General features: G+C 69.5%; 3 protein-coding genes. 2 read left to right on the top strand and 1 reads right to left on the bottom strand.

All coding sequences use genetic code 11. The features are described from left to right. Nucleotides 1–116 precede the first annotated feature (116 nt). Nucleotides 117–1,322 (top strand): acyltransferase, encoded by a 1,206-nt coding sequence (locus G3I54_RS35660; RefSeq protein WP_164610164.1) that lies wholly within the window; start codon nt 117–119, stop codon nt 1,320–1,322. 84 nt (nt 1,323–1,406) lie between these two features. Beyond that, nucleotides 1,407–2,525, top strand: coding sequence for an acyltransferase (locus G3I54_RS35655; RefSeq protein WP_164610166.1), 1,119 nt, complete (start codon nt 1,407–1,409; stop codon nt 2,523–2,525). Between the two features lie 35 nt (nt 2,526–2,560). Here G3I54_RS35655 and G3I54_RS35650 read toward each other — a convergent pair whose 3' ends face one another. After that, the gene (locus G3I54_RS35650; protein ID WP_164620943.1) at nt 2,561–13,531 is read right to left on the bottom strand and encodes a non-ribosomal peptide synthetase; all 10,971 of its coding nucleotides are present in this window, start codon (nt 13,529–13,531) and stop codon (nt 2,561–2,563) included. Between the last annotated feature and the right edge of the window lie 212 nt (nt 13,532–13,743).

Below are 13,743 nucleotides of genomic sequence, written 5' to 3'. Positions count from 1 at the left end.
CAAGAACACATCCTGCAGGGTTTCGTCGTATCTCCGCGGCCCTCGGTCCAGACGTACCGATCCGGCTGCCCGATCCCGTCCGCACCGAACCCAGTCCACGAAACGGGGGAATGATGATGACCGAGACGAAGGAAAGACCCAAGGGCTCCCGGCTGAGTTCACTCACCGGAGTCCGATTCCCAGCACTACTCCTGGTATTCCTCAACCACATCCACCTCGGGATCCCTCTCCGCTCACCGGAGGCCGGAGAGACCTACTACACCTGGGCCGGCTGGATCGGCCAGGCCGGCCTCTCGCTCTTCTTCCTCATCAGCGGATTCCTGCTGGTGTGGACCGCGCGCGAACACGATTCCGCACTGCAGTTCTGGCGGCGCAGGTTCGTACGGATCGCACCCCTGCACTGGGTGACCTTCGGCCTCTCGCTGGCCATCTTCGCCTATCCGGCCGTCTCCGGCACGGCGGCCGTTCTCAACTTCCTGATGGTCTCGTCGTGGTCGATCGATCCCGAAATCTTCGGCAGCATGAACGCCCCCAGCTGGTCACTGACCTGCCTGGCCCTCTTCTACCTGCTCTTTCCCGCCCTGCACCGGGCCGTGCGGCGCGTTCCGGCGCGACGTCTGTGGTGGTGCGCCGGCGCGGTGGTGGCCGCGATCATCTCCATCACGGTCGTCGTACGAGCGGTGGTCCCCGCAGACCCCATGATCCACCCCCTGTCGCCGGCGTCCTCCCTGAACGCCTTCTACTTCATCCAGATCTTCCCCGTGTCGCGCGTTCTGGAGTTCCTCCTGGGAATTCTGCTGGCACGCCTGGTCATCTCCGGCCGGTGGATCGGGGCCGCCCGGCCTCTGCCCGCCACGGCGCTGCTCCTGGTGGGCTTCTTCATCGCCTACCAGCTACCGCGTGAATACCGGCTCGTCGCCGCGATGATCATCCCGGTCGCCCTGTTCGCCGGCAGTCTCGCCGCGGCCGACATCGCGGGGCGCAAGTCCCTCCTCGCGACCCGGCCCATGCAGTGGCTGGGCGACATCAGTTTCGCGTTCTTCCTGGTCCACTGGCCGGTGATCATGTTCTTCGCCAAGGTCTTCGGCCAGCAACGGATGTACTCGGTATCCGAGTTCATCGCCGTCGCACTGCTGGATCTCACGGTCAGCATCGTCCTCGCCTGGCTGCTCACCATCGGCGTGGAACGTCCGCTCGTCCAGCTGCTGTCGGGCCCCCGCGGCCGGACCGAGCAGCCGCCGACGGACCCCCTGCCCTCCATCCCTTCACCCCGACAGGGAGGCCACGACGAGGAAGCAGCGTCACAGGCTCACGCCTCATGACGCAAGGGTGTCCCTCCAACCGGAGGGACACCCCTCCTCATCCTGTGGTCTCTCCTGACCATCCCCCACACAGGAGCAGACATCATGTCCCCCGACCCCTCACGACCCCGGCTGCCCTCCCTCACCGGCATCCGCTTCCCTCTCATGCTCGTCGTGTTCATCGGCCACGTCGCGCTCATCGTCCCCTTCGCGGATCCCGAAGCCGCGCAGTGGTACCGCCACTATCTGGGCGGAATAGGCAAGGTCGGACTGTCCTGCTTCTTCGTGCTCGGCGGATTCATCCTCACCTGGATCCACCGTGAGAAGGACTCGCCCCTGCTCTTCTGGCGCCGCAGGCTTGCCAAGATCGTCCCCCTGCACTGGCTGACGTTCGCCGTGGCCGTGGTCGTCTTCGCCGGCTCCGCGACGACCTTCGAGACGGGGGCCATGAGCCTCCTGCTCCTACAGGCGTGGTCGCCCGACCCCCAGATCTTCGGCGCCGCCAACGCCCCGAGCTGGTCGCTCGCCTGCGTCGCCTTCTTCTACCTGCTGTTCCCCGTACTCCATCGGGCGATGTCTCGCGTCAAGGCCCAGCACCTGTGGTGGTGCGTCGGCGCGGTCCTGGCCGTGGTCTTCGCCATACCCGCCGTGGTGCGCGCCCTCGTACCGGCCGAGGCCGGGATGGCGCCGAACGCGCCCGCCGGTTCGACGGACGCGTTCTGGATCATCCAGATCTTCCCGGTGACCCGGCTGCTGGAGTTCGTCCTGGGCATCCTGGTGGCCCGCATCGTCATGGCCGGCCGCTGGACCGGCCCGGGTCCGCTGCCGTTCGCGGTCCTGCTCGCGGTCCTCTACTTCGTCGCGCTGGAGACCCCCGCGGAGTACCGGCTGGTCGCCATGACCATCGTGCCGGTGACACTGCTCCTCGGCTCCCTCGCGGCGGCCGACCTGCGGGGCGACCGGTCCATCGTCGCGAACCGCCCCATGGAGTGGCTCGGAGACATCTCCTTCGCCTTCCTCCTCGTCCACTGGCCGGTGATGAACTTCTTCTTCCAGCAGTTCGGAGAGGAGCTCTACTCCGTCCCCAAGGCGATCGGCGTGGTCTGCCTCGATCTCGCGGTGAGCCTGGCCCTCGCCCGGCTGCTCACCGTGGCCGTGGAGCGGCCGCTCGTGAAGCTTCTGTCACCGAAGCGAAGGAGCAGGGAAGCCGCGCGCGCACACTGAGCGGCCCGGCTCCCCTGTTCTCCGTGCGGGCGGGTTCAGAAACCCCATTCCTCCGACAGGAGGTCGATCTCGTTCTGGTTGAGGTCCACCAGAAGGTCCGACGGAGTGAATCCGCCCGCATCCGGCGTCTCGGCATGGGCGACCAGGGCGCCGAGCGCCTTGAACCAGCCCTCGGCCAGCGCCCGCACCTCGTCCTCGCGGAACAGCTCCGAAGGCCAGGACCAGGTGGCCGACAGCCGCGGGCCGTCCGCCTGGTCCTGGGTGACCGCGTTCAGCTCCAGCGCGTGCCCGACCGGCATGTCCGGGTCGCGTCCGTCGCCCAGGTCCACGTCGGACAGTACGGACCAGTCCGCCACGTCACCGGCCCCGTCCGCCATGGCGATACGGCCCAGGTAGTTGAAGCTGATCTGCGGTGCCGGCAGGGCGGACAGCGCGGCACCGGCTTCCTCGTTGAGGTAGCGCAGCAGCCCGTACCCGATGCCGTTGTCCGGTATCGCCCGCAGCTGCTCCTTGACCTCCTTGAGCACCCGGCCGAGAGCGGGACCGCCGGCCCGGACGTCGGGCCACTCCCGGTCCGGAACCCGCGGATCGAGGTGCACCGGGTACATGCTGGTGAACCAGCCGACCGTACGGGAGACGTCGAGGTTCTCCCCGAGCTCTTCGCGGCCGTGCCCTTCGAGGTCGAACACGACGCTGCGGCCCGCTCCGCGTGCTCGCTGCCAGTCGACCGCGGCGATGGCGAAGGCCGCCAGCAGAACGTCGTTGATCCCCGCGTGGTAGATGGTCGGCAGCCGGGTCAGGAGCGGTTCGGTCAGCTCCACGGGCAGGGAGAGCGTGAGCCTGCGGGCGGTCGCGGCCTTGTCCCGGACCGGGTCCAGCGCTCGGCTTCCCAGCGGCCGCCGGGGTTCTCCGAGCATGGCCGCCCAGAGCGGCAGTTCCTCGATCCGGCCCGGCTTCCCGGCTTCCTCGGCCAGATTCCGCGCCCAGCTCCGGAAGGAGGTGCCCGTCTCCCCCGGGCCCGTGTCACGTCCCTCGGCCGCGGCCCGGTAGAGCTCCGGAAGCTCCGGCGTCAGCAGGCGCCAGGAGATCCCGTCGACCACCAGATGGTGGATGACGAGAAGAAGCCGGCCCGCCGATTCGGCACCCGCGTCGAACCAGACGGCTTGCAGCATCACCCCGGATTCCGGGTCCAGGCGCCGTTGGGCGGCCCTCGCCTCCTCCGCGATGTCCGTGTCATGCACATCCACGCGGCTCAGGACGTCCTCCGCCCGGACCTTCCCGGGCGGTCGCACCTCCAGCTCCCACTCGCCACCGGCATGACGGGTCAGCCGGGCGCGCAACACGTCGTGCCGGTCCAACAGCGCCTGAACCATGGCCGACATCGGCTCGGTGGCGCATCCGGGCGGGGTCCGCACCATCATGGCCTGCTGGAAACCGTCGGCCGGGCCGCCGAGTTCCCGTAGCCAGTGCATGATCGGGGTCAGCGGCACCGGGCCGAGTCCCGCTTCGGGCGACTCGTGGACAACCGCGGAGACCGGCACGGCGACCTCGGCGAGGGCGGCCGGGGTCTGGCAGTCGAAGACGTCCCGCGTCCTGATCAGCAGCCCGGCCTTGTGCGCCTTGCTGACGAGTTGGAGGGAGACGATGCTGTCGCCGCCGAGCTCGAAGAAGTTTCCGTCGACGCCGACGCGTTCGAGGCGCAGGACCTCGGCGAAGAGGTCGCAGAAGACCTCTTCCTGTACGGTGCGCGGCTCCCGGGTGCCCAGGAGGTCCCCGAAGTCGGGGGCGGGGAGCGCCTCGCGGTCGAGCTTGCCGTTGACGGTGACCGGGAGCGTGTCCAGGGTGACGAAGGCCCCCGGCACCATGTACGAGGGCAGTGCCTCGGCCACATGCCGGCGCAGCTCCGCATGGTCCGTGGTGAGGCCGGCGGCGGGCACGAGGTAGGCGACCAGGACGGCGACACCCGGCTGGTCCTCCCGGATCAGAACCGCGGCCCGGTCGACCGTCCCGTGGGCGTTCAGCGCGGCCTCGACCTCGCCGAGCTCGATGCGGTAGCCGCGGAGTTTGACCTGGTTGTCGGCGCGGCCGAGGTAGTCGAGTTCGCCGTCCGCCGTCCAGCGGGCGATGTCGCCCGTGCGGTACATCCGCTCCCCCGTCGTGCTGTACGGGTCGGCGACGAAGCGCTCGGCGGTCAGCCCGCGCCGTCCGAGGTAGCCGCGGGCCAGGCCCTGGCCCGCGATGTACAGCTCGCCCGGCACTCCTGCGGGGACCGGACGTAGACCAGCGTCGAGGACGTGGACACGACTGTTGTGAACCGGCCGGCCGATGGGCGGCGTCCCGCTCTGCGCGGTCAGGGGGGCGCTGGTGGTCACCATGACGGTGGATTCCGTCGGACCGTAGGCGTTCACCATGCGGCGGCCCGGCGCCCAGCGGTCGACCAGCTCCGCCGAGGTGGCGTCGCCTCCGACCACGAGGGTACGGAAGGCGGGGAAGTCACCGGGCCGCACGGCGACGGTGGCCAGGGCCGCCGGTGGGATCAGCGCGTGGGTCACCGCGCTGTCCCGCAGAACGGCGGCCAGCACGTCGTCGGCCAGCGGACCCGGCGGCGGAACCACGAGCGTGGCGCCGGCCGCGTAGGTCATGCAGATCTCCAGGACGGACGCGTCGAAGCTGGGCGAGGCGTACTGCAGGACCCGGCTGTCGGCGGTGACGTCGAAGCGTTCGAGTTCGGCGGCGGCGAACGAGGCCAGGCCTTGGTGGGTGACGACGACGCCCTTGGGGCGGCCGGTGGAGCCGGAGGTGTAGATGACGTAGGCGGGGTGGGTGAGCTGTACGGGGACGGCGGGGTTGTGGTGAGGCCGGCCGGTGGTGAGGCCGGCGGTGTCGATCAGGAGGCGTGGGACCCGGTCGTGTTCGGGGAGCCGGGGGGCGTGTTCGGTGTCGGTGATGAGCAGGGCGGGCGCGGCGTCGTCGAGGATGTAGCTGATCCGGTCGGCCGGGTAGTCCGGGTCGACGGGCAGGTAGGCGGCTCCGGCCTTCATCACGGCGAGCTGGGCGACCGCGATGTCCACCGACCGGGGCAGCGCGAGCGCCACGATCTGCTCACGGCCCACCCCCCGCTCGATCAGCAGATGCGCCAGCTGATTGGCACGCTCGTTGAACTCCTCGTAGCTATAGGTGAGTTCGGGAGATTCCAGAGCGGTGGCCCGCGGCGCACGGATCACCTGGGCCTCGAACAGCCCCGGGAAGGTCACCGGCTCGACGGACCGCGAGGTGGCGTTCCACTCCACCAGAATCCGCTCACGCTCCCGCGCGGTCAGCACGTCGATCGTCGACACGGCCCGATCCGGATCGCCCAGCGCCGCCTCCAGCAACTGCCCGAGACGTGCCGCCAGCACCTCGACCGACGCACGGTCGAAGAGATCGACCGCGAACTCGATCACACCCTCCAGCCCCGCGGGCGAACCGTCACCGGAGAACCGCTCCTCCAGCTCGAAGGAGAGATCGAACTTGGCCGTGTCGAGCGCCACCGGCAGCGGGGTCGCGGGGATACCGCCCAACTCGGCCTCAATGGCCGGGGTGTTCTGCATCGACAGCATGACCTGGAAGAGCGGGTGCCTGGCCATGGAACGAGCCGGGTTGAGTTCGTCGACGAGGCGCTCGAAGGGCACGTCCTGGTGGGCGTAGGCCGCCAGGTCCGTCTCCTTCACCCGGTCGACGAGCTCGCGGAAGGTCGGGTTCCCGGAGAGGTCGGTGCGCAGCACGAGGGTGTTGACGAAGAAGCCGACAAGGTCGTCGAGCGCTTCGTCGGTGCGTCCGGCCACCGCCGTACCGATCGGGATGTCCTCACCTCCGCCGACCTTGCCCAACAGGGCGGCGATGGCGGCCTGGAGGACCATGAAGACGGTCCCTCCCGCATCACGTGCCAGATCGGCAGCTGCACGCTGGAGGCCGGGCCCGAAGTGCATGGGCACCCGCTCGCCGCGGTAGCTCATCTCCGCCGGCCGCGGCCGGTCGGTGGGGAGGGCCAGCTCCTCCGGGAGGTCCGCGAGCGTGGTGCGCCAGTGGTCCAGCTGACCGGCCAGGACGCTCTGCGAATCGTCCTCGTCGCCGAGGATCTCGTCCTGCCAGAGGGTGTAGTCGGCGTACTGGACCGGCAGCGGCTGCCACTCGGGGGCGCCCCCGGCGCTGCGCGCGGCATAGGCGGTGGACAGATCCTTCGACAACGGCGCGTTGGACCAACCGTCACTGGCGATGTGGTGGACGACCAGCAGCAGCACATGGTCGCCCTCCGACACCCGGAACAGGTGGGCACGGAAAGGAGTTTCGACCGCCAGGTCGTAGGAGGCCGAGGCGGCTCGGCTGAGTGCCGCCCCGAGTTCTTCGGTGGTCACGTCGGTGACGGTGAGGTCGACGGTCGCCTGTTCGGGGGTGTGGATTTCCTGGCGGGGGTGGCCGTCGGTGTCCGGGAAGGTGGTGCGCAGGCTCTCGTGCCGGGTGATGACGTCGTTCAGCGCCGCACGCAGGGCCGGCACATCCAGCCCGCCGGAAAGCCGCAGGGAGAGACCGGTGTTGTAGTTGCCGCCCGAACTCTCCAGTCGGTTGATGAACCAGAGGCGGCGTTGGGCGGGGGAGAGGGGGGTGTGGTGGGGGCGGGGTCGGGGGGTGAGGTGGGGGCGGGTGGTGGGGGTGGTGGTGTCGAGGTGGTGGGCGAGTCCGGCGACGGTGGGGGTTTCGAAGATGGTGCGGACGTCGAGTTCGGTGTCGAGGGCGGTTCGGATACGGCTGATGAGGCGGGTGGCGAGGAGGGAGTGCCCGCCGAGGTTGAAGAAGTTGTCGTCGATGGTGACGGTGTCGAGGTTGAGGGTTTCGGCGAAGAGGGTGCAGAGCAGTTCTTCGCGGGGGTTGCGGGGGCTGCGGCCGACGACTTGGCGGCTGAAGTCGGGTGCGGGGAGGGCTTTGCGGTCGAGTTTTCCGTTTGCGGTGAGGGGGAGTTCGGTGAGGGTGATGAATGCTGCGGGGATCATGTGGTCGGGGAGGTGGGTGGCTGCGTGGGTGCGTAGTTGGTCGGGGTGGGGGGTGTGTCCGGGGGTGGGGAGGGTGTAGGCGATGAGTTGTTTGTTGCCGGGTTGGTCTTCGCGGAGGAGGACGGTGGTGTGGGTGATGTGGGGGTGGGTGGTGAGTGCGGTTTCGATGTCGCCGAGTTCGATGCGGAAGCCGCGGAGTTTGATCTGGTCGTCGCTGCGGCCTTGGTATTCGATGGTGCCGTCGGTGGTCCAGCGGGCGATGTCGCCGGTGCGGTACATGCGTTCGCCGGTGGTGCTGTGGGGGTTGGCGGTGAAGCGTTCGGCGGTGAGGGCGGGGCGGTGGGTGTAGCCGTGGGCGAGTTGGATTCCGGCGAGGTAGAGCTCTCCGGGGACGCCGACGGGGACGGGGCGCAGGGCGTTGTCGAGGATGTAGGTGCGGGTGTTCCAGATCGGCCGCCCGATCGGAACACCACCACCACCACTGCCTCCACCGCTGGTGGTGTCACTTCCACTGCTGCTGGTGGTGGTGTGGTGGGCGGTGACGTCGACGGCGGCTTCGGTGGGGCCGTAGAGGTTGTGGAGTTGGGTGGTGGGGAGTTGGGTGTGGAAGCGGTGGGCGGTGTCGGTGGGGAGGGCTTCGCCGGAGGAGATGATCCGGCGCAGGGTGGTGCAGTGGGGGGTGGTGGGTTCGGTGAGGAAGGCCTGGAGCATGGAGGGCACGAAGTGGGCGGTGGTGATGCCGGTGTTCTGGATGAGGGTGGTGAGGTAGGCGGGGTCTTTGTGGCCTTCGGGGCGGGCGAGGACGAGGGTCGCGCCGGTGCGCAGGGGCCAGAAGAATTCCCAGACGGAGACGTCGAAGCCTGAGGGTGTTTTCTGCAGGACCCGGTCGGTGGTGTCGAGTTGGTAGGTGTCCTGCATCCAGGCGAGGCGGTTGTTGATCGCGTCGTGTCCGACCACGACGCCCTTGGGGCGTCCGGTGGAACCGGATGTGAAGATCACGTAGGCGGGTGCGTTCGGTGCGACTGTCACGTCGGGGCGGTGTGCGGGGTGTTCGGTGCCCCGGCCCTGGTCGGTGTCCAGCAGGAGCTGGGGCACTGGTGTTGTGGGCAGTTGCGGGGCGGTGTTGGTGGTGGTGAGGAGGAGTGCGGGGGTGGCGTCCTGGAGGATGGTGCTGATGCGGTCGGCCGGGTAGTCCGGGTCGACCGGTACGTACGCGGCGCCCGCTTTCAGGACGGCGTAGAGGGCGGTGACCAGTTCCACGGAGCGGGGGGCGGCGACCGCGACGAACGTTCCCGGCCCCACTCCCCGGGCGGTCAGTGCGTGCGCGAGCTGGTTCGCCCGGGTGTCCAGTTCCGCATATGTGACAGCCTGGTCCTCGAAGAGGACGGCGGTCGCGTCCGGGGTGCGGGCCACTTGATCCTCGAACCCGGAGACCAGGGTTCCCGGTGTCACCGTGTGGTCGGTCGCGTTCCATCCCTCGACCACCCACCCACGCTCCACCGCGGACAGCACGTCCAGCTCACCGACCCGTACCCGCGGATCGGCCGCGACCGCCTTCAGCAGCCGCACCAGACCCGCCGCCAGCCGACGCGCCGTCTCCTCGTCGAACAGATCCCGGGCGAACTCCAGCCGCCCCGACACACCCGCGGCACCACCCTCCCCATCCCGCAACTCCACGAGTTCGAGCGTGAGGTCGAAGCGGGCTTTGTCGAGGGGAACCTCGTGGGCGGTGGCCCGGACGCCGTTGAGGTTCAACGCCGTCTCGGGGTTGTTGTGCAGGGAGAGCAACACCTGGAAGAGGGGATGACGGGCCAGCGACCTCGCCGGGTTGAGAATCTCCACCAGCCGCTCGAAGGGCAGCTCCTGGTGCGCGTGTGCCGCCAGGTTGGTCTCACGCACGCGGTCCAGCAGCTCATGGAACGCCGGGTCTCCCGACGTGTCCGTACGCAGCACCAGCGTATTGACGAAGAACCCGACCAGATCGTCCAGCGCCGCGTCCGTACGCCCCGCGATCGGCGAGCCGATCGGGATGTCCGAGCCCGCGCCGAACCGCGACAGCAGAGCCGCCAGACCCGCCTGGAGCACCATGAACAGGCTGCTGTCACGCTCCTGGGCCAGGGCGAGCAGCCGCTGGTGTGTGGCCGCGTCCAGGTGTACGGGAACGTCGGCGCCGGCGTAGGTCGCCACCGCGGGACGCACCCGGTCCGTCGGAAGGGCCAGCTCTTCGGGCAGGTCGGCGAGCTGGGATCGCCAGTAGGCGATCTGCTGCGTCAGCGTGCTGTCGGGGTCGGATTCCTCCCCCATGGCGTCCTGTTGCCACACCGTGTAGTCGGCGTACTGCACCGGCAACGGCTCCCACACCGGCTCCTTGCCGACGCACCGTGCCGCGTACGCGACGGAGACATCGCGGGACAGCGGTGCCATGGACCAGCCGTCCCCCGCGATGTGATGCAGCGTCACCAACAGTACGTGCTCGTCGGACGTGAGCTGGAACAGGTTCACCCGGACCGGAATCTCCGACGCCAGGTCGAAGTCCTCCAGGGTGGCCCGGACGAGGGCATCCCGCAGTTCGTCCTCGCCGATCCGGGTGAGACGCAGGTCGAGACGGACCTCGTCGGCCGGCAGGATCTCCTGGCGCGGCCGGCCGTCCGTGTCGGGGAAGACGGTGCGCAGGCTCTCGTGGCGCCCGATCACGTCGGTGAAGGCGTGGCGCAGCGCCTCGGCGTCCAGCGGGCCGCTCAGCCGCAGGGCGGCCGGCAGGTTGTAGTTCCCGCCGCCCCCCTTCATCCGGCTGAGGAACCACAGCCGCTGCTGGGCCGGCGACAGCGGGATCTCAGCCGGTCGTTCCCCGGCGGTCAGCGGCGCGCGGGTGGGGGCCTCGGCGGCCCGGATCCGGGCCGAGACCCCGGCGACCGTCGGGTCCTGGAACAGGTCCCGTACGGTCAGCTCCACCTTGAGCTGGCGACGGATGCGTCCCAGCAGCCGGGTCGCGCTGAGGGAGTGGCCGCCCAGGTCGAAGAAGTGGTCGTCGATGCCGACGCGCTCCACGCCCAGGATGTCGGCGAAGAGCCGGCAGAGGTGCTCCTCGCGCTCGTTGCGCGGGCCCCGGCCGCCGGTGGTGCCGCTGAACTCGGGCGCGGGCAGCGCCTTGCGGTCCAGCTTGCCGTTCGTGGTCACCGGCAGCGTGTCCATGGCGACGAACGCCGAGGGGACCATGTACTCGGGCAGTTGCCCGGACGCGCGGTCCCGCAGCTCGGCGGAGAGGCGAGCCGGGTCGAGCGCGGCCCCCTTCGACACCACGTAGGCGACCAGGTGCTTGTCGCCGGGCTGGTCCTCCCTCACCACCACAGCGGCCTGGGACACCTGCGGATGGGCGGAGATGACCTTCTGGATCTCCTCCAGCTCGATGCGGAAGCCGCGCAGCTTGACCTGGTCGTCGACGCGGCCGACGAACTCCAGCTGTCCGTCCGGCGCCCACCGGGCCAGGTCGCCCGTGCGGTACATCCGCTCACCGGGCGTGCCGAAGGGGTTGGCCACGAAGCGCTCTGCCGTCAGAGAGGCGCGGCCCAGATAGCCGCGGGCGAGGCCGGCGCCGGCGATGTACAGCTCACCCGGCGCCCCGGCCGGTGCGGGCCGCAGTCGGCCGTCGAGGATGTGGATGCGGGTGTTGTACGACGGATACCCGATGGGCGGAGCGCCCTTGCCGGCCTCCAGCGGGGCGCTGAAGGTCGCGCCGACGGTCGACTCGCTGGGCCCGTACCCGTTGATCATCCGCAGACGCGGGGCCCACCGGTCCATCAGCTCGGCGGAGGTGGCCTCACCGGCCACCGTCAGGGAGCGGAAGGCCGGGAAGTCCGCGGGCGGGACGGTGGCCAGAGCCGCCGGCGGGATGATCGCGTGGGTCACCTCCTGGCCGAGGAGGACCCGGGTGAGCGCGTCGTCGGCCAGCGGGCCGAGGGGCGGAATGACGAGAGTGGCGCCCGCGCCGTAGGCCATGCAGAGCTCCGCCACCGAGGCGTCGAAGCTGGGCGAGGCGTACTGCAGGACCCGGCTGTCGGCGGTGACGTCGAGCCGGTCGGCCACGGTCGCCGCGAGGCTCGCCAGGCCTTGGTGGGTGACGACGACGCCCTTGGGGCGGCCGGTGGAGCCGGAGGTGTAGATGACGTAGGCGGGGTGGGTGAGCTGTACGGGGACGGCGGGGTTGTGGTGAGGCCGGCCGGTGGTGAGGCCGGCGGTGTCGATCAGGAGGCGTGGGACCCGGTCGTGTTCGGGGAGCCTGGGGGCGTGTTCGGTGTCGGTGATGAGCAGGGCGGGCGCGGCGTCGTCGAGGATGTAGCTGATCCGGTCGGCCGGGTAGTCCGGGTCGACGGGCAGGTAGGCGGCTCCGGCCTTCATCACGGCGAGCTGGGCGACCGCGATGTCCACCGACCGGGGCAGCGCGAGCGCCACGATCTGCTCACGGCCCACCCCCCGCTCGATCAGCAGATGCGCCAGCTGATTGGCACGCTCGTTGAACTCCTCGTAACGGAATGTCACGTCGGTGGAGGAGATGGCGGTGGCCTCGGGAGTGCGGACCGCATGGTTCTCGACGATCCCGTGGAAGGTGACCGGGTCGACGTCACGCCGGAAGTCGTTCCATTCGACCAGCACCTGGTGCCGGCTCCGCTCGGTGAGCAGGTCCACCTGTCCGACGGGCCGGGGGTCCTGGTCGCCGATCTTCTGGAGCAGTGCGACGAAGCGGTCCAGGACGTCCTGGGCGGTGGCGGTGTCGAAGACGTCCCCGCGGTAGTCCAGCCGCACCTGCATGCGCTCGCCCGGAACGGCGGTGAGCACCGCCGTGTAGTGGCTGGCGTCGCGGGCGTCGAATCCGGTGATGCTCAGGCCTTCACCGGGCAGCTTCAGGTCAGCGGTGTCGACCGGGTAGTTCTCCAGGACGATGCAGGTGTCGAAGAGGTCGCCCACTCCGGCGATCTGCTGGATGTCGGTCAGGCTGACGTGGTGGTAGGCGGTGAGCGCGGCCTGTTCGGACTGGAGCCGGTCGGCCAGGGCGCCGAAGGTCTCGGTCGGGTCGAGGGTGACGCGCACGGGCAGTGTGTTGATGAAGAGGCCGACCATCGACTCGATGCCGGGAATGTGCGCGGGGCGACCGGAGACCGCCATGCCGAACACGACGTCGTCGCGCCCGGTGAGCTGCCCCAGCACGGTCGCCCAGGCCGTCTGCAGAAGGGAGTTGAGCGTCCGGCCTTCCGCTCGGCTCTGTGCGACGAGCGCGGTGGTCAGCTCGGTGGACAGGGCGGCGGACACCCGCTCGGGCAGGTCATGGCTCCTGCCTCGGCTGACCGGGGCCACCAGGCTGGGCTCCTCGATACCGCGGAACACTTGCTTCCAGGCAGCGTCCGCTGCCGCCCGGTCCTGCTTGGCCAGCCAGCCGAGGTACTCGCGGTAGGGGGTGACACGGGGCATCGCCGAAGCGTCGCCCCCGGTGCCGTACAGCTCGAACAGCTCGGTGAGCAGGACGGGCATCGACCAGCCGTCGAGCAGGATGTGGTGGTTGGTGAACACCAAGCGGTACTCGCCGGGCGCCAGCGTGACGAGCGTGAACCGCAGCAGCGGCGGACGCTTGAGATCGAAGCGGCGCATCCGGTCCTCGGCGAGCCAGCGCTCCCACTCCGCCTGACGTTCCTTTGCGGCCAGTCCGCTGAGGTCGGTCTCGGTCCACGGCAATGCCACTTCGCGCGGAATCACCTGCACCGGCTCGTCGAACTTCTCGTACAGGAATGCCGACCGGAGATTGGGGTGCCGCTGCAGCAGCGCCGCCGCCGCCTGCCGCATCCTGTCGGCATTCAGCGGGCCTTCGATGTCGAGCACGAGCTGGACGGTGTAGATGTCGTCCGAGGCCTCGTCGTAAACCGCGTGGAACAGCAGCCCCTGCTGCAGCGGCGACAGTGGAAGGATGTCTTCGACTCCGGGCCTATTCACCTGAATTACTCCCGCTCTATCTGCGCGAAATACCGCGCCCGCATACAGTCCGTGCATTCCAGCGCTCACTCAACAACGCTGCATGGAGGGCCACAACCACGACTGCAGCAACCTGCCAGGGGGTGCGATCCGGCGTGATGCTCCATGGAGCGAACAGCAGTTGGCTGTCACGTCGGTAGTCCACCGGGGGGCCGGTCGATAGCGTCCACGGG

This window comes from Streptomyces sp. SID14515, from assembly GCF_010548505.1.
GTDB classification, from domain to species: domain Bacteria; phylum Actinomycetota; class Actinomycetes; order Streptomycetales; family Streptomycetaceae; genus Streptomyces; species Streptomyces caviscabies.
This window is presented reverse-complemented; position numbering and strand designations above follow the sequence as displayed.